This window comes from Burkholderia sp. BCC0044 (assembly GCF_902832955.1).
GTDB lineage: Bacteria > Pseudomonadota > Gammaproteobacteria > Burkholderiales > Burkholderiaceae > Burkholderia.
This window is the reverse complement of the sequence record NZ_CADFDO010000001.1, coordinates 1,817,502-1,843,349: the sequence shown is the minus strand read 5'-3', so window position 1 is coordinate 1,843,349 and position 25,848 is coordinate 1,817,502. Positions and strand designations below refer to the sequence as shown.

Below are 25,848 nucleotides of genomic sequence, written 5' to 3'. Positions count from 1 at the left end.
GTCGAACAGTTATTCTAATCCGCCCGTCACGAGACACATGTCCACCCAAGCCTCCTCCAAAGCCAAGCTCCGCGAAGCCGCCCTCGACTATCACGAATTCCCGACCCCCGGGAAAATCGCGATCGCCCCGACCAAGCAGATGATCAACCAGCGCGACCTCGCGCTCGCGTATTCGCCGGGCGTGGCGTTCGCGTGCGAGGAGATCGTCGAGAATCCGCTGAACGCGGCGCGCTTCACCGCGCGCAGCAACCTGGTCGGCGTCGTGACGAACGGCACGGCGGTGCTCGGTCTCGGCAACATCGGCCCGCTCGCGTCGAAGCCGGTGATGGAAGGCAAGGCCGTGCTGTTCAAGAAGTTCGCGGGCATCGACGTGTTCGACATCGAGCTGAACGAGTCGGACCCGCACAAGCTGGTCGACGTGATCGCCGCGCTGGAGCCGACCTTCGGCGGGATCAACCTCGAAGACATCAAGGCGCCGGACTGCTTCATCGTCGAGCGCGAAGCGCGCAAGCGGATGAAGATTCCGGTGTTCCACGACGACCAGCACGGCACCGCGATCGTCGTGGCCGCGGCCGTCACGAACGGCCTGAAGGTCGTCGACAAGGACATCAAGAAGGTCAAGCTCGTCGCATCCGGTGCGGGCGCGGCCGCGCTCGCCTGTCTCGACCTGCTGGTCGACATCGGCCTGCCGCTCGAGAACATCACGGTGACCGACCTGGCCGGCGTGGTCTACAAGGGCCGCACCGAGCTGATGGATCCGGACAAGGAGCGCTTCGCGCGCGAAACCGACGCCCGCACGCTCGCCGAAGTGATCGACGGCGCGGACATCTTCCTCGGCCTGTCGGCCGCCGGCGTGCTGAAGCAGGAGATGGTGAAGGGCATGGCCGAACGCCCGCTGATCCTCGCGCTCGCGAATCCGACGCCGGAAATCCTGCCGGAAGCGGCGCTCGAAGTGCGCCCCGACGCGATTCTCGCGACCGGCCGCACCGACTACCCGAACCAGGTCAACAACGTCCTGTGCTTCCCGTTCATCTTCCGCGGCGCGCTCGACGTCGGCGCGACGACGATCACGCGTGAAATGGAGATCGCCGCAGTCAACGCGATCGCCGAACTCGCGCAGCACGAGCAGAGCGACATCGTCGCGACCGCGTACGGCATCCAGGATCTGTCGTTCGGGCCCGAATACCTGATTCCGAAGCCGTTCGATCCGCGCCTGATCGTGAAGATCGCGCCGGCCGTCGCGCAGGCCGCGATGGACGGCGGCGTTGCGACGCGCCCGATCGAGGACATGGACGCGTACAAGCAGCACCTGCAGCAGTTCGTGTATCACAGCGGCACGACGATGAAGCCGATCTTCCAGATCGCGCGCGCCGCGCCGGAAGAGAAGAAGCGCGTCGTGTTCGCGGAAGGCGAGGAAGAGCGCGTGTTGCGCGCCGTTCAGATCATCGTCGACGAAAAACTCGCGAAGCCGATCCTGATCGGCCGCCCGTCGGTGATCGAGCATCGTATTCAGCGCTACGGGCTGCGTCTCACGCCCGGCACCGATTTCACGGTCGTCAACACCGAGCACGACGAGCGCTACCGCGACTTCTGGCAGACGTACCACAAGATGATGGCGCGCAAGGGCATCAGCGAGCAGCTCGCGCGCGTCGAAATGCGCCGCCGCACGACGCTGATCGGCTCGATGCTGGTGAAGAAGGGCGAAGCGGACGGGATGATCTGCGGCACGATCAGCACCACGCACCGCCACCTGCACTTCATCGACCAGGTGATCGGGAAGCGCCCGGGCTGCAGCGTGTACGCGGCGATGAACGGCCTCGTGCTGCCGGGCCGCCAGATTTTCCTCGTGGATACGCACGTGAACGTCGATCCGACCCCGGAAGAACTGGCCGAGATCACGATCATGGCCGCGGAAGAAGTGCGCCGCTTCGGCATCGAGCCGAAGGTCGCGCTGCTGTCGCACTCGAATTTCGGCACGAGCAACGCCCCTTCGGCGAAGAAGATGCGCGATACGCTCGCGATCCTGCAGGCAACCGCGCCGGACCTGAAGGTGGACGGCGAGATGCACGGCGACGTCGCGCTGGACGCGGCGCTGCGCAAGGAAATCCTGCCGGAATCGACGCTGGAAGGCGACGCGAACCTGCTGATCCTGCCGAACATCGACGCCGCGAACATCGCGTACAACCTACTGAAGACGGCCGCGGGCAACAACATCGCGATCGGGCCGATCCTGTTGGGCGCCGCGGAGCCGGTGCACGTGCTGACCGAATCGGCGACCGTTCGTCGCATCGTCAACATGGCGGCGCTGCTGGTCGCCGACGTCAACGCCGCGCGCTGAGCCGAAACGAACGCGCGGCGCCGGTCGAACCGGTGCCGCGCGTCGGGCAAAATTGTAAACAAAAGCAAAAAGAGGCGTGCCCGCAATGGGCACGCCGCGGGCAGGGCGCAACCGCGCCTCCCCTAAAGCAACAGCAGCATCTTTCCACTTCGGGTAAGGAGTGTGGCAAGGAGGCAGAGTCTCGCCATATGAAAGATGCCGCACGCATTTTATCTCATGTAAGATAAATGTAGTGTAATTTCGGTAAGAAATACGGAATGACGGGTATCGCGAGGCTTTCGAATCCCAAACGGACATTGATTCGCGCGGCCAATAACGCTACGCTAACGCCTTTGTTGGTCGTCAACTACTTGATTTAACAGCGGGAACCCTGGTTCATGGCACGCAAGTGGCTCCGCAACGGCGCGCTCGCGTCCGTCTTCGCGATGTTCGCGATGGGTATCGTCGGCACGCCGACGGGCAGTCTGGTTTCCGCCGCTTACGCACGGGAGGCCGTTTCGGCCGACGTGGCCGCGAGCGGGCTCGATACGATCCCGACCGCCCGTCTTCCGCGCGAGGCCGTGACCACGCTGGGCCTGATCGGCGCCGGCGGTCCCTATCCGTACGAGAAAGACGGCGTCGTGTTCGGCAATCGCGAGCGAATCCTGCCGAAGGCGAAGCGCGGCTACTACCATGAGTACACGGTGCCGACGCCGCGTGCGCGCAATCGCGGCGCGCGCCGGATCGTCTGTGGCGGGCCGTTGCGCCGGATCGACAACTGTTATTACACGGGCGACCACTACAACAGTTTTAAACGTATTGTTGAATGACTTCGGGACGAATGGCATGAGCGACTCCATCTACGCGCACGATACGGCGGCGGCGGAACTGTTCGCGGCCGGCGACGGCAATCTGTTTCAGCGTGTGATTCAGCTGCACGCGGCGGCGCAGGCCGGCGGCACGCCGGAGCAACAGGAAGCCGAGCCCGGGCTTTCATCGAACGAGGAGCCTATGAGCCTTTTCACGACCGTGCGACCCAATCTCGTGCAGTCGATCCGCGCGTTCCGCGTGCAGGATCTCGCCGACGAAGCCGGTCGGCTCGGCCAGCATTTCCTGTATGCGTATTGCGGCGCCGCGCAGTCGAAGCAGGAAGTGATGGAAACGATCGCGACCTCGTTCCTGTTTCCGAAGCATTTCGGGAAGAACTACGACGCGCTGTACGACTGCCTGACCGACCTCGTCGCGAAGGCCGGCGCGCAGCCCGGTTTCGTGATCGTCCTCGAAGGGCTGCCGATTGCGCAGAAATTCGACAAGGAAGGGCGCGAGACGCTGCTCGACGTGTTCCGCGAGGCGGCCGAATTCTGGGCCGAGCGCAAGGTCGCGTTCCGGGTGTTCTACTCGTTCGCGTAAGCGCATCAGCGGACGTCGGCCCGCGGCCGACCCGGCAATCAGCCCGCCTCGAGCGGGCTTTTTTGCGTCCGCGATTCGCGCTCGGCTACATGACGTGGTGTGGCGTGCGTGGCACGACGCCGGCATCCCGAGCCGTTGAACGCGGCGCGCCGACGCGCTTCACCACCCGCCCCATCGCGCCGCCAACGCCGCGAGCACGGCCGCGCCGGCCGTCTCGGTGCGCAGCACGCGCGGCCCGAGCGACAGCGCGGTGAACCCGCGTGCGCGGGCCGCATTTTCCTCGTCGGGCGACAGCCCGCCTTCGGGCCCGATCAGCAGCGTGACGGCCGCCGCGGGCGGCGCGTCGGGCAGAGACGCGAACGGGATGCTCGCGCGCGGCGACAGCAGCAGCCGCAACTCGCCGTCGGCCGGCGCGGCCGGCAGCGCATCGAGCCACGCGTGGAAGCCGGCCACCGGCGCGACGTCGGGCACGCGGTTGCGTCCGCATTGCTCGCACGACGCGCGCACGACGCCGCGCCAGTGCGCGACGCGCTTGTCCGCGCGCTCGCCGGACAGCTTCACGACGCCGCGCGCGGTCGACAGCGGCACGACCGCCGCGACGCCGAGCTCGACGGCCTTCTCGATCACCCAGTCCATCTTGTCGCCGCCGGCGATTCCCTGCGCGAGCGTCACGCGATAGGGCGGCTCCGCCTCGGCGGGCTCGAACGTATCGACCTGCACGAGCGCGCTGCGCTTGTCGACTTCGACGAGCCGTGCGCGGTACTGGCCGCCCGTGCCGTCGAACAACGCGAGCACGTCGCCGGGCTGCAGGCGCAGCACCTGCACGTGGCGCGCGACGTCGGCCGGCAACGCGAGCGTGGCGTCGACGCGCAACGCGGCATCGACGAAAAAGCGCGGCACGGCCGCGGTGGTGGTGGCTTCGTTCATGCGTGTGGCGGTTTCGGTCATGCGTCGAGACGGCACCCGAGCGCCCAGCGGTAGCCGTCGAGATCCTCGATCTGCGCGAACCGGTCGCCCCAGAACTGATCCTGCGGCGCGCTCAGCGATTTCGCGCCCGCGTCGAGCGCGCGCTGCCAGGTGGCGTCGACGTCGTCGACATACAGATAGAACGATTGCGGCGCGGTGGCGTTCGCGCGCTTCGGCGTGAGCGCGGGCGAGCCGAACGCGCCTTCGGGCGCGAACATCACGATCAGCTGGCCGCGATAGGCCATCTCGACGTGCATGATCGCGCCGTCCTCGTCGTGCACGTCGCGCACCGTGAAGCCGAATGCGGCCTTGAAGAACTCGATGGCCGCGCGCGCATTGCGTACGGCCAGGTAGGGCGTCAACCAAGGCACGTTGGCCGGACGTGGATCGGTCATGAAAATCTCCTGTTGCACGGTGTCGGCGCTTGCGCGCCTGCACCGGTCTCATGCGGGAACAATGGAACGTTGCGGCCGTCCGGAGGTTCAGCGGCGAACGCCCAGTGTATCGCGCAGCGCGCGCGGCAGGGCAAAGAGGGACGCATGCAGCCGCGCATCGTAGTAGCGCAGGCCATGGACGCGGCGGGCCGCGAGCCGTTCGTCGACGTCGTGCGCGAACAGCGCGGCCGCATCGAGCGTGTCGCTCGCGATCGCCATCAGCCACTGCGAGCCGTACAGCGGCACGTGCGCGGACAACGGATCGACGACCGCGAAGCTCGCGCGCAGGTCGTCGAGCAGCGCGGCGATGCGCGCCGCATGGAACACCGGCGAGCCGAGATGCATCGAGATCGCGCCGCGCGGCGTCAGGATTCGCTTGAGTCGTGCGTAGAACGCGCGCGTGTAGAGTCCGGCCGCCGGCGAGTCGGGCGGCGTGAGGTCGAACACGACGAGATCGAAATGCTCGACGGTCGACGCGACGAAATGCGCGGCGTCGCCGATCACGAGCTCGACGCGCGGGTCGTCGAGCGCGCCCTGGTGCACGTCGTCGAGATAGCGGCGCGCCATCCCGACCACCTCGTCGTCGAGTTCCGCGATCACGATCCGCTCGATGCACGCATGCTTGAGCAACTGGCGCGCCGCGCCGCCGTCGCCGCCGCCGAGCACGAGCGCCTTCCTCGGCGCCGGATGCGCGAGCGCGGCCGGGTGCGTCATGCACTCGTGATAGACGAACTCGTCGCCGACCGACGTCATCGGCCGGCCGTCCAGCGTGAACAGCCGGCCGAGCTGCGGGGTGTCCCAGACCTCGATCTGCTGGTGCGCGGACGCGACGTGCGCGAGCCGCCGCGCATTCGGGAAGCCGTAGGTGGCGTCGGGGGTCGGGTGAAAGAGAAGGGTGGTGCTCACGGGCGGGCCGCTGGGGCAGGCAGTTCCGACGCCTGAATTATAGGAGGCGGATGGTTTGACGGAAAACCGTGCCGGAACACTGCGCGCCGACAAGGGAAATGCCGGCCCATCTGTTAAAATGACGAGCTTTGCAGCCTCGTCCGTTGGCTCCGTCCGCTTCGCGTCCGTCAGGCGCCGCACCGCGCGCCGGGAACGATTGACGCTCGAGCTTCCGGATGCCGCCGTGCCCCCGTTTCCTCGACTCGTTCTCCGGACTCGACATGACGACTTCGTCTCCCGCCTCCACCACCCTGATGGCCAACGCGATCCGTGCGCTCGCGATGGACGCCGTCCAGCAAGCGAACTCCGGCCACCCCGGCATGCCGATGGGCATGGCCGAAATCGGCGTCGCGCTCTGGTCGCGCCATCTGAAGCACAACCCGACGAACCCGCACTGGGCCGACCGCGACCGTTTCGTGCTGTCGAACGGCCATGGCTCGATGCTGCTGTACTCGCTGCTGCACCTGACCGGCTACGATCTGCCGATCGAAGAGCTGAAGAACTTCCGCCAGCTGCACTCGAAGACGCCGGGCCACCCGGAGTACGGGATCACGCCGGGCGTCGAGACGACCACCGGCCCGCTCGGTCAGGGTCTCGCGAACGCGGTCGGCATGGCGCTCGGCGAAGCGCTGATGGCCGACGAGTTTAACCGTGACGGCGCGAAGATCGTCGATCACCACACGTACGTGTTCCTCGGCGACGGCTGCCTGATGGAAGGCATCTCGCACGAAGCCTGCTCGCTCGCGGGCACGCTGAAGCTGAACAAGCTGATCGCGCTGTACGACGACAACGGCATCTCGATCGACGGCGACGTCGTCAACTGGTTCCACGACGACACGCCGAAGCGCTTCGAGGCATACGGCTGGAACGTGATCCCGAACGTGAACGGCCACGACGTCGATGCGGTCGATGCGGCCATCGCGAAGGCGAAGCTGTCGGACAAGCCGACGCTGATCTGCTGCAAGACGGTGATCGGCAAGGGCGCGGCCACCAAGGCCGGCGGCCACGACGTGCACGGCGCGGCGCTCGGCGCGGAAGAAATCGCGAAGACGCGCGAAGCGCTCGGCTGGAAGTGGGAGCCGTTCGTGATTCCGCAGGAAGTCTACGCGGCCTGGGATGCGAAGGAAGCCGGCAAGCGCGCCGAGTCGGAGTGGGACGCGACGTTCGCCGCGTATCGCGCGAAGTTCCCGGCGGAAGCCGCCGAATTCGAGCGCCGGATGGCGAACCAGCTGCCGGCCGACTGGGCCGAGAAGGCTGCGGCGATCATCGCCGGCGCGAACGAGCGCGCCGAGACGGTCGCAACGCGGAAGGCATCGCAGCAGGCGATCGAAGGCCTCGCCGCCGCACTGCCCGAACTGCTCGGCGGCTCGGCCGACCTGACCGGCTCGAACCTGACCAACTGGAAGGCGTCGAAGGCGGTCCGTGCGAATCCGGAAGGCGCGGGCGTGCAGCTCGGCAACCACATCAACTACGGCGTGCGCGAATTCGGCATGAGCGCCGCGATCAACGGCCTCGCGCTGCACGGCGGCCACAAGCCGTTCGGCGGCACGTTCCTGACGTTCTCCGACTACAGCCGCAACGCGCTGCGCGTGGCCGCGCTGATGAAGGTGCCGTCGATCTTCGTATTCACGCACGATTCGATCGGCCTCGGCGAAGACGGCCCGACGCACCAGTCGATCGAGCACGTGTCGAGCCTGCGCCTGATCCCGAACCACGACGTGTGGCGTCCGGCCGACACGGTCGAGACGGCTGTTGCCTGGACCCACGCGATCGCCGCCGACCGTCCGTCGAGCTTGATCTTCAGCCGCCAGAACCTCGCGTTCAACCCGCGTACCGATGCGCAGATCGCCAACATCGAGAAGGGCGGTTACGTGCTGAAGGACTGGGACGAGGAAATCGTCGCGCGCAAGATCATCCTGATCGCGACGGGCTCGGAAGTCGAACTCGCGATGAAGGCCGTCGAGCCGCTCGCGCAGCAGGGCATCGCGGCCCGTGTCGTGTCGATGCCGTCGACCAACGTGTTCGACCGCCAGGACGCCGAATACCGCGAACGCGTGCTGCCGCACGGCGTGCGCCGCGTCGCGATCGAAGCGGGCGTGACGAGCTTCTGGCACAAGTACGTGGGCCTCGACGGCGGCGTCGTCGGGATCGACACGTTCGGCGAATCGGCGCCGGCCGGCGTGCTGTTCAAGTACTTCGGCTTCACCGTCGAGCACGTCGTCGAGACGGCCAAGGCCGTGCTGGCCTAAAAGCATACGCGGCGCGCGCCACCCGTTGCGCGCGTCGCACCGTGAAGCTGCACGAAACGAATTTTTTCAGCCATCAGGAGATAGACCATGACGATTCGCGTCGCAATCAACGGCTACGGCCGTATCGGCCGCAACACGCTGCGCGCGTTCTATGAAAACGGCAAGAAGCACGATCTCGAGATCGTCGCGATCAACGACCTGGGCGATGCGAAGACCAACGCGCATCTGACCCAGTACGACACCGCGCACGGCAAGTTCCCGGGCGAAGTGTCGGTCGACGGCGACTACCTCGTCGTGAACGGCGACAAGATCCGCGTGCTGGCGAACCGCAACCCGGCCGAACTGCCGTGGGGCGAGCTGGGCGTCGACGTCGTGATGGAATGCACGGGCTTCTTCACGACGAAGGAAAAGGCGAGCGCGCACCTGAAGGGCGGCGCGAAGAAGGTGATCATCTCGGCGCCGGGCGGCAAGGACGTCGACGCGACGATCGTCTACGGCGTGAACCACGACGTGCTGAAGGCCGAGCACACGGTCATCTCGAACGCATCGTGCACGACGAACTGCCTCGCGCCGCTCGTCAAGCCGCTGAACGACAAGATCGGCCTCGAAACCGGCCTGATGACGACGATCCACGCGTACACGAACGACCAGGTGCTGACGGACGTCTATCACGAAGACCTGCGCCGCGCGCGTTCGGCCACGCACAGCCAGATCCCGACGAAGACGGGTGCCGCATCGGCCGTCGGCCTCGTGCTGCCGGAACTGAACGGCAAGCTCGACGGCTACGCGATCCGCGTCCCGACGATCAACGTGTCGATCGTCGACCTGTCGTTCATCGCGAAGCGCGACACGACGGTCGAGGAAGTCAACGCGATCATGAAGGAAGCATCGGAAGGCGCGCTGAAGGGCATCCTCGGCTACAACGACGCACCGCTGGTGTCGATCGACTTCAACCACAACCCGGCTTCGTCGTCGTTCGACGCAACGCTGACGAAGGTGTCGGGCCGTCTCGTGAAGGTGTCGAGCTGGTACGACAACGAGTGGGGCTTCTCGAACCGCATGCTCGATACGGCAATCGCATTCGCGAACGCGAAGTAATCCTGCACGTTGCGCGGCCGCTGCAAGGCGGCCCGCGTGGCGAACGAACCCGGCCCGGGGTTTCCCGGCCGGGTTTTTTATTGCCCGGCGTTCGCCGTCACGTGCTCGATCGCGTCGACGAACGCGCGCTTCAGCGGGCTGTCGAGATCGGTCCACGCGAGGCCGATGCCGCTGCGGTGACCGGCCAGGTCGAGCGGCCGCGCGAGCACGTTCGGCGGCAGCGCGCTGGCCGCTTCCGCCGGGATCAGCCCGATCCCCATTCCTGCCGCGACGAGCGCGAGCATCGTCGTGAATTCGCCGAACTCCTGCGCGATCTCGAGCGTCGTGCCCGCGCGGCTCAGCGCGAGCAGCATGTCGTCGTGAAAGCCGGGCGCGTAGCGGCGCGCGAGCACGAACACCGGGTGGCCGCGCAACGCGGCCGGCGCGATCGTGGCGTGCGCGGAGAGCGGGTGGTCGAGCGGCAGCGCGACGACGAAGCCTTCCTCGAGCACCACGCGCATGTCGATGCCCGCATACGCGGCCGGCAGCCGGATCATCCCGAAGTCGATCCGCCGGTCGCGCAGCGCGGCGATCTGGTCGGGCGTCGGCATGTCCTTCAGTTCGAGCGCGATCAACGGATAGCGCTCGCGCATCGTGCGCAGCACGGCCGGCAGCAGCGCCGGCAACACCGACGACACGAACGCGATCCGCAGCGTGCCGATTTCGCCGCGGCTCGACAGCCGCGCCATCTGTTCCGCGCGCGCGGCCTGCTGCAGCGTCGCGCGCGCTTCGGGCAGGAACACGCGCCCCGTGTCGCTCAGTTCGACCTTGTGCCGGTCGCGCTCGAACAGGCGCGCGCCGAGTTCGGCCTCGAGCGCCTTGATCTGCATGCTCAGCGCGGGCTGCACGATGCACAGGCGCTGCGCGGCGCGCCCGAAATGCAGCTCTTCCGCGAGCGTGACGAAGGCGCGCAATTGCTTGAGTTCCATGGGGGAGGGGCACGAGAGCAGACGGTAATCAATTTTCATGATAACCGGATCAAAAAAGACCATTGGCGCGGACCGGGCCGGCGGCCGAAGATACCGTCAACGCGAGACCGGCCGCGACAGGCAGCCGGCTCGACTGGCACGAGGAGACATCCATGACCCACGCACTTGACCGGTTCCGCCTCGACGGCCGCCGCGCGCTGATCACCGGCTCCGGCCGCGGGATCGGGCTGACGCTCGCCCGCGGGCTCGCGGAAGCCGGCGCGGCAATCGTCATCAACGATCGCAATGAAGCGAAGGCCGCGACGCTCGCGCGCCAGTTCCGCGACGAAGGCTTCGCGGCCGACCATGCGGTGTTCGACGTGGCCGAGCACGCGCTGGTGCGCGCGGCGGTCGACGATTTCGAGGCGCGCGTCGGCGCGATCGACATTCTCGTGAACAACGCGGGCATCCAGCGCCGCGCGCCGCTCGACGCATTCGAACCGGACGACTGGCATGCGCTGATGCGCGTGAACCTCGACGGCGTGTTCAACGTCGCGCAGGCGGTGGCGCGCCACATGATCGCGCGCGGCCGCGGCAAGATCATCAACATCTGCTCGGTGCAGAGCGAGCTCGCGCGGCCGACGATCGCGCCGTATGCGGCGACCAAGGGCGCGGTCCGAATGCTGACCAAGGGGATGTGCGCCGACTGGGCGCGCCACGGCATCCAGGCGAACGGCCTCGCGCCCGGCTATTTCGAAACCGAACTGAATCGCGCGCTGGTCGACGACGCGGCGTTTTCGGACTGGCTGTGCAAGCGCACGCCGGCCGGCCGCTGGGGGCAGGTCGACGAGCTGTGCGGCGCGGCGATCTTCCTCGCGTCGGCCGCATCCGATTTCGTGAACGGGCAGACGCTGTTCGTGGATGGCGGGCTGACGAGTGCCGTCTGACAAGGAGCGTGTCATGCGTATGCGTTGCATGTGTGTCGTGATCCACGGGCCGAACGACCTGCGGGTCGAGGAGCAGGACGCGGGCGAGATCGGCCCGGGCCAGGTGCGCGTCGACGTCGCGATGGGCGGGATCTGCGGTTCCGACCTGCATTACTTCCGGCATGGCGGCTTCGGCGCGATCCGGCTGCAGCAGCCGATGGTGCTCGGCCACGAGGTCGCCGGCACGGTCGCGGAAGTGGCGCCGGACGTGACGTCGGTGCAGGTCGGCGATCGCGTCGCGGTCAATCCGAGCCGGCCGTGCGGCGCGTGCCGCTACTGTCTCGAAGGGCTGCCGAACCAGTGTCTCGACATGCGCTTCTACGGCAGCGCGATGCGGATGCCGCACGTGCAGGGCGCGTTCCGCAACGCGCTCGTGTGCGACGCGGTGCAGTGCGTGAAGGTGGCGGACCACGTGCCGCTGTCGCTCGCGGCGCTCGCCGAGCCGTTCGCGGTCGGGCTGCACGCGGTGTCGCGCGCGGGCCCGCTGATCGGCAAGCGCGTGCTCGTGTCGGGTTGCGGGCCGATCGGCGTGCTGGCGGTCGCGGCGGCGCGCGTGCACGGCGCGGCGGAGATCGTCGCGACGGATGTCGTCGACGCGCCGCTGGCTGTGGCGAGCGCGCTCGGCGCGGACCGCACGATCAATGCGGCGGCCGATGCCGGCTGGATCGAACGCTACAGCGCCGACAAGGGCACGTTCGACGTGATGATCGAGTGTTCGGGCAATGCGCGTGCATTGCGCGACGGATTGGACGTGATGCGTCCGCGCGGCGTCGTCGTGCAGCTCGGGCTCGGCGGCGACGTGAGTCTGCCGCAGAACGTGGTGGTCGCGAAGGAACTGTCGATCTGCGGATCGTTCCGCTTCCACGCGGAATTCGCGCTCGCGGTGCAGCTGATCAACGCGGGGCGCGTCGATTTGCGGCCGGCCGTCACGCGCGTGTTCCCGATGCGCGATGCGAATCTCGCGTTCGAACTGGCGGGCGACCGCCAGCGTGCGATGAAGGTGCTGATCGATTTCGCGAACGAGGCCGCGTGACGGTACGGCGTTAGCGCGTCGCGACGGCAGCGGCGCCATTGGCAAAAAAAGGCACGCCCGCGATGCGCGGCGCGTGCCTTTTTCGTCGTGCGGCGGAAGCGGACTGCCGGATGGCCGGACTACCGCCTCACTGCGTGACCTGCCGCGCGCCGATGCGTTGCGATGCGAGCCACAGCGCGATCAGCACGCCCGACAGCGCGGCACCCGCGATGCACACGCCGCGCCAGCCGTCGACGCCGTACGCGACGCTCGCCGCGAACGAGCCGAGCGCGCCGCCGATGAAGTAGCTCGTCAGGTAGATCGTCGTCACGCGGCTGCGCGCGTTGCCGGCCAGCGCGTAGATCACGCTCTGGTTCGTAATGTGCATGCCCTGCACGCCGACGTCGAGCAGCAGGATGCCCGCGATCAGCGCCGCGAGCGAATGCGCGCCGGCCGCGATCAGCGCGAACGACGCGAGCACGGCCGCCGCGAACAGGCCCGTGGCCGCATTGCCGTGACCGCGATCGACGAGCCGGCCGGCCGACGTCGCCGCGAGCGCGCCCACCGCGCCGACGATGCCGAACAGGCCGATCTGCCCTTCGGAATAGCTGTACGGCGGCTGGCTCAGCAAGAACGTGAGGCCCGTCCACAGCAGGCTGAAGCACGCGAACACGAGCGCGCCGTAGGTCGAGCGCAGCGCGATCAGCGGCTGCGCGCGCACCAGCGCGACGAGCGACTTCATCAGCGCCGCGTAGTCGACGCGCGCGTCGCGGCGATCCTTCGGCAGCTTCACGGCGAGCACGGCGGTCAGCGCGAGCACCATCGCCGCGGCGATGCCGTACACCGCGCGCCAGCCGAACCCGTCGGCGATCGCGCCGGCCGCGACGCGCGCGAGCAGGATGCCGAGCAGGAGCCCGCTCATCACGGTGCCGACCGCGCGGCCGCGCGAGCGCGCATCGGCGAGCGACGCCGCGAACGGCACCAGCAGCTGCGTCGAGCAGGTGACGAAGCCGACCGCGACGTTCGCGACGACGAACATCGTGAAGTTCGTGCTGAACGTGACCGCGACCAGCGCGACGACGTTGAGCATCAGCAGCCGCACGATCAGCGTATGGCGATTGACCGCGTCGCCGAGCGGGACGATCAGCAGCAGGCTGGCCGCATAGCCGAGTTGCGTCAGCGTGACGAGATAGCCGAGCTCGGTCGGCGCGCGCCCGAAGCTGTGCGCGATCGCCGCGAGCAGCGGCTGCGCGTAATAGATGTTGCCGATGACGATGCCGCACGCGCACGCGAACAGCAGCGTCATGCCGCGGGTGAGGGGAGGATGGTTGTCGTGATGCGGTTCCATGGTCGCGAAAAAACGGCGGCGCTGGCCGGCGGCACGGGGCCGTCGGCTGCGCGGAGGTAACGGAAATCGGGGCCGGCGTCGACGGATCGGCGGTGAGCCGATGCGCGCCGGGCGGATCGCGGCCGGGCCCGGATCGGGCGGGCGGCGGATCGTCGTGCGGCGGGCGAAGGCAGGGCAGGCCCGGGCGTGCCGCTTCGGGGCGGCGACAGCGGCGCTGCACGGAAAGCGGATGTGCGTATGATGCGGGAATCGACCCATAGCGTCCAAGACTGGATCGTTATGGTCTCTATTGGCAAAACCAATACGTTGGCCGCGATGCTCCTTCGCCACATCCGCTATTTCCTGGCCGTCGCCGACGAGCGCAGTTTCACGCGCGCGGCCGACGTGCTGCACGTGTCGCAGCCGACGCTGTCGCAGCAGGTCCGCCAGCTCGAGGACACGCTCGGCGTGCAGCTGTTCGACCGCTCGGGCCGCACGGTGCGGCTCACCGAATTCGGCGAGATCTATGCGCGCCATGCGCGCGCCGCACTGCGCGAACTCGATACCGGGCAGCGCGCGCTCCACGACGTCGCCGATCTCGGCAGCGGCTCGCTGCGGCTCGCGATGATGCCGACTTTCGCGGCCTACCTGAGCGGCTCGCTGATCGACGCGTTCCATGCCGACCATCCGAACGTCGCGCTGACGATCGACGCGATGCCGCAGGCGCAGATCGAGGCGCTGCTCGCCGACGACCGGCTCGACGCCGGCTTCGCGTTCATGCCGCCGCGCGCGCCGGACATCGAAGCGCTGCCGCTGTGGGACGAGCCGCTCGCGCTGGTGACGGGCCGCACGCACCGCCTCGCGCGCCGGCGTCGCGCGCTGACGCCGGCCGAGCTCGGCGGCGAGCCGCTGGTGCTGCTGAGCCGCGCGTTCGCGACACGCGAGCGCATCGACCGGTATTTCGTCGAGCATGGCGCGCAGCCCAGGATCGCGATCGAGACGAATACGGTCAGCGCGGTGCTGGAACTCGTGCGGCGCGGCCGGCTCGCGACGGTGCTGCCCGACGCGGTCGCGCGCGAGAGCGGCGACCTGTGCGCGCTGGAGATCGATCCGCCGCTGCCGACGCGCACGGCCGCGCTGCTCACGCGCAAGGGCGCGTACCGCAGCGTCGCGGCGCGCGCATTCATCGAGCGCGTGCTCGCGTATCGCGATCCGTCGGAACGGTGACCGGCACGGCCGGGCGGCAGGCCGCCGCGGCGCGGGAGGATTACGCGCCGGGCGTCGGGAAGAAGACGCCCGCGCGCTGCGCGGCGTTCGCGATGTGCGTTTCGATCGCGGTGCCGGCGGCCGCCGCATCGCGCGCGATCAGCGCGTCGACGATCGTGCGGTGTTCGTGCCACGTCGACAGCAGCAGCTCGCGTCGGTAGAACGGCATGCGCTGGCTTTCCTTCATGATGTCCGCGCTGCTGCGCAGGATCGACTCGATCGCCGCGTTGCCGGCGAGGTGGATGATCCGCATGTGGAAGTCGAAGTCGAGCCGCGATGCCTCGTCGAGCGCGCTTTCGGTCAGCGCGACGTGCAGGTCGGCGAGATTGTCCTCGAACCACGCGATGTCGTCGTCGCTCACGACGCGCGCGGCCATCCGCGCGGCGAACCCTTCGAGCGCATAGCGCATCTGGTAGGTGTCGGGCGGCGACGACTGCTCGGCGAATTGCCACGGATGCGCGGCCGACGCCTGCGCGCTTTCGACATAGACGCCCTTGCCGGCGCGGATGCGCAGCATCCCGAGCGCCTCGAGCGTCGACAGCGCCTCGCGCAGCGACGCGCGGCTGATCTCCAGCTCTTCGGAGAGCTGGCGCTGGGCCGGCAGCAGGCTGCCGACCGGATACACGCCTGCCTCGATCCGGTCGCGGATCGTCGCGATGGCGGCGTCGGTCACGGTATGCGGAACGTTCTTCATGATGTGAGCGATGGCCGGTCTGACCAGCATTGTAATCCGCACGCGGGCAGTGCATGAACGGCCTACGGGTAAGCCACGATCAAGCCGATTCCGGCACGTTCCGACCCCGGCGAGGGGCGGGAAATCCCTATTTTGTCCGTCCTTGACGCCACTATATCGGCTTCCTACTATCCACCATAACATCACTGGTCTTACCAGTATGAACAGACGAAACTGCAACCGTTGGATCGGGAGAGCGCCGTGTCGAAATTCCTCAATTCGCTGTTTGGCCGGGTAGTCGTCGCATTGATACTGGGGGTCGCGCTCGGCGCGTTCTTCCCGCATTTCGCCGAGTCGCTGCGACCGCTCGGCGACGGCTTCCTGAAGCTGATCAAGATGGTGATCGGCCCGATCGTGTTCTGCGTCGTGGTCAGCGGGATGGCCAATGCGGGCGACCTGAAGAAGGTCGGCCGGGTCGGCCTGAAGGCCGTGATCTACTTCGAGGTGATGACGACGCTCGCGCTCGGCATCGGGCTCGTGCTCGCCTGGGTCACGCGCCCGGGCGTCGGGATGAACATCGACCTGCGCTCGCTCGACGCGGCGTCGCTGTCGACGTACGCGAAGAACGCCGAAAGCCTGAAGGACACGGCCGGCTACCTGATGAAGATCATCCCGGAGACCGCGATCGACGCGTTCGCGAAGGGCGACATCCTCCAGATCCTCGTGTTCGCGGTGCTGTTCGGCTCCGCGCTGTCGCTGCTCGGCGACAAGGCGCAGCGCGTCAATTCGCTGATCGAGGAACTGTCGCACGTGTTCTTCAAGATCATCGGCTTCATCATCAAGCTCGCGCCGCTCGGCGTGCTCGGCGCGATCGCGTTCACGACCGGCAAGTACGGCGTGTCGTCGCTCAAGCAGCTCGGCTACCTGGTCGCGGTGTTCTACCTGAGCTGCATCGTGTTCGTCACGGTCGTGCTCGGCGTGGTGATGCGGCTCGCGGGCTTCTCGGTGTTCAAGCTGATCCGCTACCTGCGCGAGGAACTGTCGATCGTGCTCGGCACGGCGTCGTCGGACGCGGTGCTGCCGCAGGTGATGAGCAAGCTCGAATACATGGGCATCAAGGATTCGACGGTCGGCCTCGTGATCCCGACCGGCTATTCGTTCAACCTCGACGGCTTCTCGATCTACCTGACGCTCGCCGTGCTGTTCATCGCGCAGGCCACCAACACGCCGCTGTCCACGCACGACCTGATCGTCGTGCTGCTGGTGTCGCTCGTCACGTCGAAAGGCGCGCACGGTATCCCCGGCTCGGCGATCGTGATCCTCGCGGCGACGCTGTCGGCGATTCCCGCGATTCCGGTGCTCGGCCTCGTGCTGATCCTGCCGGTCGACTGGTTCGTCGGCATCGCCCGCGCGCTGACCAACCTGATCGGCAACTGCGTCGCGACGGTGGTGGTTGCCGTGTGGGAGAACGACATCGACCGCGCCCGCGCGACGCGCGTGCTGAACCGCGAGCTGCGCTACGTGGCCGATGCGCCGGGCAGCGCCGCACCGGTCGCAGGCGACCAGGCCCACGCGCTCTGAACACGACGCTCGCGCGGCGCGGCTTCCCCGGCCGCGGTGCGCGACCGACCTTCATGCGACCGGCGCGCTGACGCGCCGGCGCTTGTGAAAATAAGGGAGACGACATGGCAGCCCCCATCCTCGATCCGAACGCGCCGGCTTTCACGCGGCGCTACATGAACCTCGCCGACCCGCGCCTGGGCGCGCAGGCGCTCTTCGCCAGCGACGAATTCTTCGCGCCGAAGGAGCGCATGCTCAATCCCGAGCCGGCCGTGTTCATTCCCGGCAAGTACGACGACCACGGCAAGTGGATGGACGGCTGGGAAACGCGCCGCAAGCGCACGACCGGCCACGATTTCTGCGTGGTGCGGCTCGCGCGGCCGGGCGTGATCCACGGCGTCGATCTCGATACGAGCCACTTCACCGGCAACTTCCCGCCGGCCGCGTCGATCGAGGGGTGCGCGGCGGACGGCGACACGCCGCCGGACGACGCCGCATGGCGCACGATCGTCCCCGCGACGACGCTGCAGGGCAATTCGCATCACTACGTGAGCGTCGACGATGCGCAGCCGGTCACCCACCTGCGCGTGAACCTGTACCCCGACGGCGGGCTCGCGCGGCTGCGCGTGTACGGCCAGCCGCAGCGCGACTGGCGCCACGTGCCGGCCGGCGAGCTCGTCGATCTCGCGGCGATCGAGAACGGCGCTTATCTCGTGACCGCGAACAACCAGCACTTCGGCCCGGCCTCGCAGATGCTGATGCCGGGGCGCGGCGTGAACATGGGCGACGGCTGGGAAACGCGGCGGCGCCGCGAGCCCGGCAACGACTGGGCGATCGTCGCGCTCGCGCGGCCGGGCATCATCCGGCGCGTCGAGGTCGATACGGCCTTCTTCAAGGGCAATTTCCCCGACCGCTGCTCGCTGCAGGCCGCGCACGTCACGGGCGGCACCGACGATTCGCTCGTCACGCAGGCGATGTTCTGGGCCGAACTGCTCGGCGAGCAGAAGCTGCAGATGGACCACGTGCACACGTTCGATCAGCTCGCGGCGCTCGGCCCCGTCACGCACGTGCGCTTCAACATCTTCCCGGACGGCGGCGTGTCGCGCCTGCGTCTGTGGGGCGAACCGGCTTGAAGGAGGGCGGCGGCATGAGCGGAACCCCGATCCTGCGCGTCGAGCGCCTGACCCGCGAAGCGTTCGCGCCGTTCGGCGACGTGATCGCGCTCGAAGGCGCGCGGCATTTCCCGATCAACGGCGGCACGACCGAGCGCTTTCACGATCTCGCGACGATCGACGTGTGCGCGGACGGCGGCCGGCCGCTCGTCAGCGTGTTTCGCGCGCAGCCGCGCGCGCTGCCGGTCGCGGTCACGCTGATGGAGCGTCACCCGCACGGCAGCCAGGCGTTCATCCCGCTGGCGGCCGTGTCGCGCTACGCGATCGTCGTCGCGCCGGCCGGCGAATTCCGGCCCGACGCGATGCGCGCGTTCCTGGCCGAGGGCTGGCAGGGCGTCAATTATGCGAAGGGCGTCTGGCACCATCCGCTGCTCGCGCTCGACGCGGTCAGCGATTTCGTGATCGTCGATCGCGGCGGGCCGCAGCCGAACTGCGACGAGATCCCGCTGGAACGCGCGTGGGCGCTCGATTTCGAGCCGGCCTGCGCGAGCGCCGAAGGGCTTTCGTAAGGATTCCCGGCGCGCGCCGGAAAAGCACACGGCCCGGGCGGCGAGATGCCGGCCGGGCCGTGCTGCGTGCGCGAGTTGGCGCGATTCAGTGCTTGCGGTGCGGGCAGTTCTCGGTCGTGCACGAACCGTACATCGCGAGCGAGTGCTCCTGGAGCCGGAAGCCGCGCTCCTTCGCGATCGCCTGCTGGCGGCTCTCGATCTCGGCGTCGAAGAATTCCTCGACGCGGCCGCAATCGAGGCACACGAGGTGGTCGTGGTGCGAACCTTCGTTCAGCTCGAACACCGCCTTGCCGGATTCGAAGTTGCTGCGCGACAGCAGGCCGGCCTGCTCGAACTGCGTGAGCACGCGGTAGACGGTGGCGAGCCCGATGTCGAGCTGCTCGTTGAGCAGGTTGCGGTAGACGTCTTCGGCCGTCAGGTGGCGCACGGGGCTCTGCTGGAAGATCTCGAGAATCTTGAGGCGCGGTAGGGTGGCCTTTAGCCCGATATTCTTGAGATCCGTCGGATTGGTCATGGCTAGGCATCCCTAGAGTACAATGCAGGGCTTCAATGTTACCGGCTTTTCGCCGTTCCAGATATACGCGCGGCCTGCACGCGGGCCAGCACGGTGAAGGAAATGATCCCAGAATCGCTTTCGCACTTTCAGAGGAGTCGCATGCGGAGTGCCATCATCGCTGCCGCCGCCGTTGTCGCGCTGGCGGGTTGTTCGTCGTACGACAGCGTGACGCAGCGCATCGCGCAGAGCATCACGCCGTATCGGATCACCGTCGTGCAAGGCAACTTCGTGTCGCAGGAGAAGGCCGCACAGTTGCAGGTCGGCATGACGCGCGAGCAGGTCCGCGCGCTGCTCGGCACGCCGCTGCTCGCGGACATGTTCCACGCGGATCGCTGGGATTACCTCTTCTACTTCAAGCGCGGCTCGACGTCGATCGTCCAGCAGCGCGACCTCGTGGTGACCTTCTCGGGCGATCGGGTCGCGAGCTGGACCGGCGCCGACAACCTGCCGTCCGAACTCGACCTGCTGGCCGACATCGACGGCGATCGCGGCGGCAAGAAGGCGAAGGCCGCTGCCGCGGCGAAGAAGGCTTCGGAAGCTGCCGCCGCCGCGAGCGCCGCGCAGGCTGCCGCGGCCGCGAGCCCGGCCGCCGAGCCGGCGCCCGGCGCGGTGGTCGACCAGGATGCGAACGCCCAGGCGGCGCGCGCGGCGAACCGCGCGACCAACCAGGTGTCGGGGCAGGGTTCGGGTTCGCGCCGGTTCACGCCGGCCGCGAAGGCCTCGGGCGGCGCGCCGGTGCCGGGCGGCCAGCCGCCGGGCGCCGCGCCGGCGATCCAGCCGCAGTTCCAGTTCCATCGTCCGCCGCAGCCGAACGTGTCGAACGAGGCGCCGCCGCCGGTCGGCCCGCAAGGCTCGGACAACCTGCAGAACCAGCCGCTCACCGCCCCGGCGCAGTAAGCGGCCGGCCTGCGGAAACGGGGCGGCATGCGCCGCCCGCCTTTAGACCTGTCGTGTAGAAAGCCATGAAGATTGCGATTGCCGGCGCATCGGGCCGAATGGGCCGGATGCTGATCGAAGCCGTTCTCAACGATGCCGACGCGCAGCTCGTCGGCGCGCTCGACCGCGCCGGTTCGCCGTTCCTCGGCCAGGACGCCGGTGCGTTCCTCGGCAAGGACACCGGCGTCAAGCTGACCGACGACCTCGACGCCGTGTTCGCGCAGGCCGACTATCTGATCGATTTCACGCGTCCGGAAGGCACGATGGCCCACATCGAGGCCGCGCTGCGCCACGACGTGAAGCTCGTGATCGGCACGACCGGCTTCACCGCCGAGCAGAAGGCCGGGCTGCAGGCCGCGGCGGGCAAGATCGGCATCGTGTTCGCGGCGAACATGAGCGTCGGCGTGAACGTCACGCTGAAGCTGCTCGAATTCGCGGCGCAGCATTTCTCGCACGGCTACGACATCGAGATCATCGAAGCGCATCACCGCCACAAGGTCGATGCGCCGTCGGGCACCGCGCTGATGATGGGCGAGGCCGTCGCCGGCGCGCTCGGCCGCTCGCTCGACGACTGCGCGGTGTACGGCCGCCACGGCGTGACCGGCGAACGCGATCCGTCGTCGATCGGCTTTGCCGCGGTGCGCGGCGGCGACATCGTCGGCGATCACACCGTGCTGTTCGCCGGGATCGGCGAGCGCATCGAGATCACGCACAAGTCGTCGAGCCGCGTGTCGTACGCGCAGGGCGCGTTGCGTGCGGTCCGCTTCCTGTCGGCGCGCGGCGCCGGCCTGTTCGACATGCAGGACGTGCTCGGCCTGCGCTGACACCGCGAGGAAACTCCGATGGCGATTCCCACCGGCGTTGTCCACTACCTCGAAAGCGGCGATGCGATCACGCACGCCGTCTCCTATGTGCTGCTGGCGATGTCCGTCGCCAGCTGGTGCTTCCTCTTCATGAAAGCCTGGCTGCTGGTCCGCGCGAAGCGGCAGGGGCCGCGCGCGCTCGCCGCGTTCTGGCGTGCGCCGTCGCTCGACGCGGGCATCGCCGCGCTGGCCGGCGCCGATCGCGAGCGCGTGTTCGTGCCGCTCGCCGAAGCCGCGCGCGACGCGGCCGACGACCACGACCCCACCGCGCTCGCCGCGCGCGTCGAGCGTAGCGAACGCGTGCTGCGCGCGTTGCGTCATGCGATGCTGCGCTCGCAGCGGCGCCTCGAATTCGGCCAGGTGCTGCTCGCGTCGATCGGCAGCACCGCGCCGTTCGTCGGGCTGCTCGGCACCGTATGGGGCATCTATCACGCGCTCGGCAGCATCGCCGCGAGCGGGCAGGCGCAGATCGAGAACGTCGCGGGGCCGGTCGGCGAGGCGCTGATCATGACCGCGTTCGGGCTGGTCGTCGCGATTCCCGCGGTGCTCGCGTACAACATCCTCGGCCGGCTCGTCCGGCAGCTCGCCGAGGAACTCGACGGCTTCGCACGCGACCTGCACGTATTCGTGTGCGCGCAGGGCGCCTGACGCGCCGGCTCCGGAGGAACGACCATGGCATTCGGCGGGCTCGAGCACCACAAGACGTCCGCGCCGATGGCGGAGATCAACATGACGCCGCTGATCGACGTGATGCTCGTGCTGCTCGTCATCTTCATCATCACCGCGCCGCTGATGACGCACGCGATCCGGCTCGACCTGCCGAAGGTCGCGGCGAGTGTCGCGCGCGACACGCCGCAATCCGTCACGCTGTCGATCGACGACGCGGGCAAGCTGTACTGGGACGACGCGCCCGTGGCGCTCGACGCGCTGCCCGCGCGGTTCAAGGCCGCCGCTGCGGGCGCCGCGCCGCCCGAGCTGCGGCTGCGTGCGTCGCGCGCGACGCGCTACGACGTGATCGCGCAGGTAATGGGCGCCGCGCAGGCCGCGGGCCTCACGCGGATCGGCTTCGTGACCGACGTGCCGCCGGCGGGTGCCGCGGCGCCCGCCGCCGCGGGCGCGCAACACTGACGCGCCGGCGAACCGCCGCGCGGATCGTCAGGCCGGTTCGCGCCCGCCGCGGGATCGCGCCGCGCGCCGCAAGACCGGCCGGATGGGCCGGCGCTGACGGTATAATCATCGTTTTTCCCGGCTGGCAGGTTTTTTCCAGGTAACCCGGCATTTTCCAGGCAACCCGGAAAATATCCGGACACCCCGAACAGGTCCCGCAACAGCGAACCTGCCGTGCCGCCGGGCACGCACGATTTTCGATCCAATCCTGCGCGCGAGCCGTCGCGCCGCTTAAAGCCAAGCCCGAACCACACCATGCACGAGAGATACGTACCCGCCGACGTCGAAGCCGCCGCCCAGGGCGACTGGCGCGCAGCCGATGCCTACAAGACGAAGGAAGATTCGCAGAAGCCGAAGTTCTACTGCGTATCGATGCTGCCGTACCCGTCCGGCAAGCTGCACATGGGTCACGTGCGCAACTACACGATCAACGACGTGATGTACCGCTATCTGCGGATGAACGGCTACAACACGCTGATGCCGATGGGCTGGGACGCGTTCGGGATGCCGGCCGAGAACGCCGCGATGGCGAACGGCGTGCCGCCCGCGAAGTGGACCTACGACAACATCGACTACATGAAGGGCCAGATGCAGTCGATGGGGCTCGCGATCGACTGGTCGCGCGAAATCGCGACGTGCAAACCCGACTACTACAAGTGGAACCAGTGGCTGTTCCTGAAGATGCTCGAGAAGGGCATCGCGTACAAGAAGACGGGCACCGTGAACTGGGACCCGGTCGACCAGACCGTGCTTGCGAACGAGCAGGTGATCGACGGCCGCGGCTGGCGCTCGGGCGCGCTCGTCGAGAAGCGCGAGATCCCGATGTACTACCTGCGCATCACGCAGTACGCGGATGAACTGCTGAACGACCTCGACGGCCTCGGCTGGCCCGAGCGCGTGAAGATCATGCAGCAGAACTGGATCGGCAAGAGCTTCGGCGTGAACTTCGGCTTCCCGTACGAACTCGACGGCGAGCAGAAGCTGCTGCGCGTGTTCACGACGCGCGCCGACACGATCATGGGCGTCACGTTCTGCGCGGTCGCGGCCGAGCACCCGCTCGCCACGCGCCTCGCGCAGGACAAGCCGGAACTGCTCGCGTTCATCGAGGAATGCAAGCGCGGCGGCGTGGCCGAGGCCGACGTCGCGACGATGGAGAAGAAGGGCGTCGCGACCGGCTTCTCGGTCAAGCACCCGCTGACCGGCGAGCCGGTCGAGGTGTGGATCGGCAACTACGTGCTGATGAGCTATGGCGAAGGCGCGGTGATGGGCGTGCCGGGCCACGACGAGCGCGATTTCGCGTTCGCGAAGAAATACGACCTGCCGATCAAGCAGGTGATCGCGAGCGAAGGGCAGACGTACTCGCTCGACGCATGGCAGGAGTGGTACGGCGACAAGGAAACCGCGGTCTGCGTGAACAGCGGCAAGTACGACGGCCTGCGCTACGCGGAAGCGGTCGATGCGGTCGCGGCCGACCTGAAGGCCGGCGGCTTCGGCGACAAGCAGGTCACGTGGCGCCTGCGCGACTGGGGCGTGTCGCGCCAGCGCTACTGGGGCACGCCGATCCCGATCATCCACTGCCCGTCGTGCGGCGACGTGCCGGTGCCGGAAGCCGATCTGCCGGTCGTGCTGCCGGAAGACCTCGTGCCGGACGGTTCGGGCAACCCGCTCGCGAAGTCCGAAGCGTTCCTGAACTGCACGTGTCCGAAGTGCGGCGCGGCCGCGAAGCGCGAAACCGACACGATGGACACCTTCGTCGATTCGTCGTGGTACTTCTCGCGCTACACGGCGCCGGACGCGGAGACGATGGTCGACGCGCGCACCGATTACTGGATGCCGATGGATCAGTACATCGGCGGCATCGAGCACGCGATCCTGCACCTGCTGTATTCGCGCTTCTGGACCAAGGTGATGCGCGACCTCGGCCTCGTGAAGTTCGGCGAGCCGGCGAAGAACCTGCTCACGCAGGGGATGGTGCTGAACGAGACGTACTACCGCGAGGACGCGGCGGGCAAGAAGACCTGGTACAACCCGCTCGACGTGACGGTCACGCACGACGACAAGGGCCGCCCGGTCGGCGCGACGCTGAATGCGGACGGCCAGCCGGTCGTGCTCGGCGGCATCGAGAAGATGTCGAAGTCGAAGAACAACGGCGTCGATCCGCAACTGCTGATCGACCAGTACGGCGCCGATACCGCGCGCCTGTTCACGATGTTCGCGGCGCCGCCCGAGCAGCAGCTCGAGTGGTCGGGCGCGGGCGTCGAAGGCGCGAGCCGCTTCCTGCGCCGCGTGTGGAGCTTCGGCGCCGGCAATCGCGAAGCGCTCGCCGCCCGCGCCGGTTTCGACGCAGCGACGCTCGGCGACGCCGACAAGGCGCTGCGCCGCGAGATCTACAGCGTGCTGAAGCAGGCCGATTTCGACTACCAGCGGCTGCAGTACAACACGGTCGTGTCGGCCGCGATGAAGATGCTGAACGCGATCGACGGCGCGAAGGGCGCGACGCCCGCCGTGCTGCGCGAGACGTACGGCGTGCTGCTGCGCGTGCTGTACCCGGTCGTGCCGCACGTCACGTTCGAGCTGTGGAAGGCGCTCGGCTACGCGGATGAATTCGGCCCGCTGCTCGATGCGCCGTGGCCGAAGGTCGACGAGGCCGCGCTCGAGCAGGCCGAGATCGAACTCGTGCTGCAGGTGAACGGCAAGGTGCGCGGTGCGCTGAAGGTCGCGAAGGACGCGAGCCGCGACGCGATCGAAGCGGCGGCGGTGGCCGACGAGGCATTCGCGAAATTCAGCGACGGCAAGCCGGCGAAGAAGATCGTCGTCGTGCCGGGCCGCCTCGTGAACATCGTCGTCTGACGGCCGCCGGCCGTCGGACGTACCCAGAAGGAGCGAAGGTGATCCGCAGATCGTTTTTGATGCTCGTCGGCAGCGCGGTCGCGCTGTCGGCATGCGGCTTCCAGTTGCGCGGCCAGCAGGACTACGCGTTCAAGCAGCTGTTCGTGGCCGGTGCGCCGGCGCCCGTCGAGGCGCGGCTCACGCGCCTCGTCCAGGCCGGCAGCGACACGAAGATCGTCAAGTCGGCGGACGACGCCGACGCCGTACTGCGCATGTGGGAGTCGCGTGGCCAGAACACGCTGACGCTGAACAAGTACGGCTCCGCGCAGGAATACGCGCTGTTCTACACGCTGAACTACACGCTGACGAGCAAGGACGGCACCGTGCTGATCCCGCCGAGCGCGATCGCGCTGAACCGCGCGATGACGTACAGCGACCAGTACACGAACGCGAAGGCGCAGGAAGCCGACATCCTGTACGGCGACATGCAGAACGACGCGGTCGACCAGCTGATGCGGCGTCTCGCGATCGTTCACTCGCTGACGCCGGCGCCGGAGGACGTGGTGCCGGGCGTGGCGCCGCGCGCGCCGCTGCCGCCGCCGCCGCTCTGATCGCAGGCGCACGCA

At 68.1% G+C, this 25,848-nt stretch carries 24 protein-coding genes; 17 read left to right on the top strand and 7 right to left on the bottom strand.

Features of this window, described 5'->3' with window-relative positions:
* The first annotated feature begins 37 nt into the window (after positions 1–37).
* The 3 genes from HWX14_RS08270 (at position 38) to HWX14_RS08260 (ending at position 3,727) form a co-directional block, all read left to right on the top strand.
* Complete coding sequence (locus tag HWX14_RS08270; RefSeq protein WP_175882267.1) at positions 38–2,338, top strand: NADP-dependent malic enzyme; 2,301 nt, start codon at positions 38–40, stop codon at positions 2,336–2,338.
* A 377-nt stretch (positions 2,339–2,715) separates the two neighbouring features.
* Complete coding sequence (locus tag HWX14_RS08265) at positions 2,716–3,147, top strand: ribonuclease (protein ID WP_034182701.1); 432 nt, start codon at positions 2,716–2,718, stop codon at positions 3,145–3,147.
* 16 nt (positions 3,148–3,163) lie between these two features.
* A complete protein-coding gene (locus HWX14_RS08260; RefSeq protein WP_006476945.1) occupies positions 3,164–3,727 on the top strand; it encodes a barstar family protein in 564 nt (187 codons plus the stop codon).
* 159 nt (positions 3,728–3,886) lie between these two features.
* Here the strand turns inward: HWX14_RS08260 and HWX14_RS08255 are convergent, their stop codons facing one another.
* From HWX14_RS08255 to speE, 3 genes are all read right to left on the bottom strand, one after another.
* Entirely contained in the window at positions 3,887–4,654 is a 768-nt protein-coding gene (locus HWX14_RS08255) for a 16S rRNA (uracil(1498)-N(3))-methyltransferase (RefSeq protein ID WP_175882266.1), read from the bottom strand.
* Between the two features lie 17 nt (positions 4,655–4,671).
* Entirely contained in the window at positions 4,672–5,088 is a 417-nt protein-coding gene (locus HWX14_RS08250; protein ID WP_069616776.1) for a glyoxalase/bleomycin resistance/extradiol dioxygenase family protein, read from the bottom strand.
* Between the two features lie 87 nt (positions 5,089–5,175).
* Entirely contained in the window at positions 5,176–6,033 is an 858-nt protein-coding gene (gene speE / locus HWX14_RS08245) for a polyamine aminopropyltransferase (protein ID WP_175882265.1), read from the bottom strand.
* A 215-nt stretch (positions 6,034–6,248) separates the two neighbouring features.
* Between speE and tkt the strand changes: the two genes are divergently transcribed.
* Together tkt and gap are read left to right on the top strand one after the other, a co-directional pair.
* Entirely contained in the window at positions 6,249–8,321 is a 2,073-nt protein-coding gene (tkt, locus tag HWX14_RS08240; RefSeq protein WP_175882264.1) for a transketolase, read from the top strand.
* Positions 8,322–8,408: 87 nt separating this feature from the next.
* Positions 8,409–9,419: a type I glyceraldehyde-3-phosphate dehydrogenase gene (gene gap / locus HWX14_RS08235; RefSeq protein WP_175882263.1), complete on the top strand. Its 1,011-nt coding sequence runs from the start codon at positions 8,409–8,411 to the stop codon at positions 9,417–9,419.
* Between the two features lie 77 nt (positions 9,420–9,496).
* Here gap and HWX14_RS08230 read toward each other — a convergent pair whose 3' ends face one another.
* The gene (locus HWX14_RS08230) at positions 9,497–10,387 is read right to left on the bottom strand and encodes a LysR family transcriptional regulator (RefSeq protein ID WP_175882262.1); all 891 of its coding nucleotides are present in this window, start codon (positions 10,385–10,387) and stop codon (positions 9,497–9,499) included.
* 152 nt (positions 10,388–10,539) lie between these two features.
* On the opposite strand from HWX14_RS08230, the gene HWX14_RS08225 reads away from it, so the two are divergent.
* The gene (locus HWX14_RS08225; RefSeq protein ID WP_175882261.1) at positions 10,540–11,313 is read left to right on the top strand and encodes an SDR family NAD(P)-dependent oxidoreductase; all 774 of its coding nucleotides are present in this window, start codon (positions 10,540–10,542) and stop codon (positions 11,311–11,313) included.
* A gap of 13 nt (positions 11,314–11,326) precedes the next feature.
* Positions 11,327–12,385, top strand: a complete 1,059-nt coding sequence (locus tag HWX14_RS08220; protein WP_175882260.1) for an L-idonate 5-dehydrogenase — start codon at positions 11,327–11,329, stop codon at positions 12,383–12,385.
* A 127-nt stretch (positions 12,386–12,512) separates the two neighbouring features.
* Here HWX14_RS08220 and HWX14_RS08215 read toward each other — a convergent pair whose 3' ends face one another.
* Complete coding sequence (locus tag HWX14_RS08215; protein WP_175882259.1) at positions 12,513–13,712, bottom strand: MFS transporter; 1,200 nt, start codon at positions 13,710–13,712, stop codon at positions 12,513–12,515.
* A gap of 315 nt (positions 13,713–14,027) precedes the next feature.
* On the opposite strand from HWX14_RS08215, the gene cynR reads away from it, so the two are divergent.
* Entirely contained in the window at positions 14,028–14,918 is an 891-nt protein-coding gene (gene cynR, locus HWX14_RS08210) for a transcriptional regulator CynR (RefSeq protein WP_175882258.1), read from the top strand.
* 40 nt (positions 14,919–14,958) lie between these two features.
* On the opposite strand, the gene HWX14_RS08205 is transcribed toward cynR, so the two are convergent.
* Positions 14,959–15,681, bottom strand: a complete 723-nt coding sequence (locus HWX14_RS08205; RefSeq protein WP_175882257.1) for an FCD domain-containing protein — start codon at positions 15,679–15,681, stop codon at positions 14,959–14,961.
* A gap of 210 nt (positions 15,682–15,891) precedes the next feature.
* On the opposite strand from HWX14_RS08205, the gene HWX14_RS08200 reads away from it, so the two are divergent.
* The 3 genes from HWX14_RS08200 (at position 15,892) to HWX14_RS08190 (ending at position 18,871) form a co-directional block, all read left to right on the top strand.
* Entirely contained in the window at positions 15,892–17,211 is a 1,320-nt protein-coding gene (locus HWX14_RS08200) for a C4-dicarboxylate transporter DctA (protein ID WP_175882256.1), read from the top strand.
* Positions 17,212–17,315: 104 nt separating this feature from the next.
* Positions 17,316–18,323, top strand: coding sequence for an allantoicase (alc, locus tag HWX14_RS08195; RefSeq protein ID WP_175882255.1), 1,008 nt, complete (start codon positions 17,316–17,318; stop codon positions 18,321–18,323).
* A 14-nt stretch (positions 18,324–18,337) separates the two neighbouring features.
* On the top strand, positions 18,338–18,871 hold the full coding sequence (locus tag HWX14_RS08190) for an ureidoglycolate lyase (RefSeq protein ID WP_175882254.1): 534 nt from the start codon (positions 18,338–18,340) through the stop codon (positions 18,869–18,871).
* An 85-nt stretch (positions 18,872–18,956) separates the two neighbouring features.
* Here the strand turns inward: HWX14_RS08190 and fur are convergent, their stop codons facing one another.
* Positions 18,957–19,385 (bottom strand): ferric iron uptake transcriptional regulator, encoded by a 429-nt coding sequence (gene fur, locus HWX14_RS08185; protein ID WP_006400349.1) that lies wholly within the window; start codon positions 19,383–19,385, stop codon positions 18,957–18,959.
* A 141-nt stretch (positions 19,386–19,526) separates the two neighbouring features.
* Between fur and bamE the strand changes: the two genes are divergently transcribed.
* The 6 genes from bamE (at position 19,527) to lptE (ending at position 25,833) form a co-directional block, all read left to right on the top strand.
* Positions 19,527–20,324, top strand: coding sequence for an outer membrane protein assembly factor BamE (gene bamE, locus HWX14_RS08180; RefSeq protein WP_175882253.1), 798 nt, complete (start codon positions 19,527–19,529; stop codon positions 20,322–20,324).
* 65 nt (positions 20,325–20,389) lie between these two features.
* Positions 20,390–21,187, top strand: coding sequence for a 4-hydroxy-tetrahydrodipicolinate reductase (dapB, locus tag HWX14_RS08175; RefSeq protein WP_175882252.1), 798 nt, complete (start codon positions 20,390–20,392; stop codon positions 21,185–21,187).
* 18 nt (positions 21,188–21,205) lie between these two features.
* Positions 21,206–21,874, top strand: coding sequence for a MotA/TolQ/ExbB proton channel family protein (locus HWX14_RS08170; RefSeq protein WP_023478171.1), 669 nt, complete (start codon positions 21,206–21,208; stop codon positions 21,872–21,874).
* Between the two features lie 24 nt (positions 21,875–21,898).
* Positions 21,899–22,354: a biopolymer transporter ExbD gene (locus HWX14_RS08165; RefSeq protein WP_175882251.1), complete on the top strand. Its 456-nt coding sequence runs from the start codon at positions 21,899–21,901 to the stop codon at positions 22,352–22,354.
* A gap of 294 nt (positions 22,355–22,648) precedes the next feature.
* Positions 22,649–25,243, top strand: coding sequence for a leucine--tRNA ligase (leuS, locus tag HWX14_RS08160; protein ID WP_175882250.1), 2,595 nt, complete (start codon positions 22,649–22,651; stop codon positions 25,241–25,243).
* Between the two features lie 38 nt (positions 25,244–25,281).
* Complete coding sequence (lptE, locus tag HWX14_RS08155; RefSeq protein WP_027811048.1) at positions 25,282–25,833, top strand: LPS assembly lipoprotein LptE; 552 nt, start codon at positions 25,282–25,284, stop codon at positions 25,831–25,833.
* The last annotated feature ends 15 nt before the right edge of the window (positions 25,834–25,848 follow it).

Bases quoted from the DNA above. Each gene is read 5' to 3' on its own strand.
- HWX14_RS08265 (WP_034182701.1), top strand. From the start codon at position 2,716: ATGGCACGCAAGTGGCTCCGCAACGGCGCGCTCGCGTCCGTCTTCGCG.
- gap (WP_175882263.1), top strand. From the start codon at position 8,409: ATGACGATTCGCGTCGCAATCAACGGCTACGGCCGTATCGGCCGCAAC.
- HWX14_RS08170 (WP_023478171.1), top strand. From the start codon at position 21,206: ATGGCGATTCCCACCGGCGTTGTCCACTACCTCGAAAGCGGCGATGCG.
- HWX14_RS08165 (WP_175882251.1), top strand. From the start codon at position 21,899: ATGGCATTCGGCGGGCTCGAGCACCACAAGACGTCCGCGCCGATGGCG.
- HWX14_RS08190 (WP_175882254.1), top strand. From the start codon at position 18,338: ATGAGCGGAACCCCGATCCTGCGCGTCGAGCGCCTGACCCGCGAAGCG.
- HWX14_RS08230 (WP_175882262.1), bottom strand. From the start codon at position 10,387: ATGGAACTCAAGCAATTGCGCGCCTTCGTCACGCTCGCGGAAGAGCTG.
- HWX14_RS08225 (WP_175882261.1), top strand. From the start codon at position 10,540: ATGACCCACGCACTTGACCGGTTCCGCCTCGACGGCCGCCGCGCGCTG.
- bamE (WP_175882253.1), top strand. From the start codon at position 19,527: ATGCGGAGTGCCATCATCGCTGCCGCCGCCGTTGTCGCGCTGGCGGGT.
- HWX14_RS08255 (WP_175882266.1), bottom strand. From the start codon at position 4,654: ATGAACGAAGCCACCACCACCGCGGCCGTGCCGCGCTTTTTCGTCGAT.
- HWX14_RS08205 (WP_175882257.1), bottom strand. From the start codon at position 15,681: ATGCTGGTCAGACCGGCCATCGCTCACATCATGAAGAACGTTCCGCAT.
- alc (WP_175882255.1), top strand. From the start codon at position 17,316: ATGGCAGCCCCCATCCTCGATCCGAACGCGCCGGCTTTCACGCGGCGC.
- fur (WP_006400349.1), bottom strand. From the start codon at position 19,385: ATGACCAATCCGACGGATCTCAAGAATATCGGGCTAAAGGCCACCCTA.
- HWX14_RS08270 (WP_175882267.1), top strand. From the start codon at position 38: ATGTCCACCCAAGCCTCCTCCAAAGCCAAGCTCCGCGAAGCCGCCCTC.
- HWX14_RS08215 (WP_175882259.1), bottom strand. From the start codon at position 13,712: ATGGAACCGCATCACGACAACCATCCTCCCCTCACCCGCGGCATGACG.
- cynR (WP_175882258.1), top strand. From the start codon at position 14,028: ATGCTCCTTCGCCACATCCGCTATTTCCTGGCCGTCGCCGACGAGCGC.
- dapB (WP_175882252.1), top strand. From the start codon at position 20,390: ATGAAGATTGCGATTGCCGGCGCATCGGGCCGAATGGGCCGGATGCTG.
- HWX14_RS08260 (WP_006476945.1), top strand. From the start codon at position 3,164: ATGAGCGACTCCATCTACGCGCACGATACGGCGGCGGCGGAACTGTTC.
- leuS (WP_175882250.1), top strand. From the start codon at position 22,649: ATGCACGAGAGATACGTACCCGCCGACGTCGAAGCCGCCGCCCAGGGC.
- HWX14_RS08250 (WP_069616776.1), bottom strand. From the start codon at position 5,088: ATGACCGATCCACGTCCGGCCAACGTGCCTTGGTTGACGCCCTACCTG.
- tkt (WP_175882264.1), top strand. From the start codon at position 6,249: ATGCCGCCGTGCCCCCGTTTCCTCGACTCGTTCTCCGGACTCGACATG.
- HWX14_RS08220 (WP_175882260.1), top strand. From the start codon at position 11,327: ATGCGTATGCGTTGCATGTGTGTCGTGATCCACGGGCCGAACGACCTG.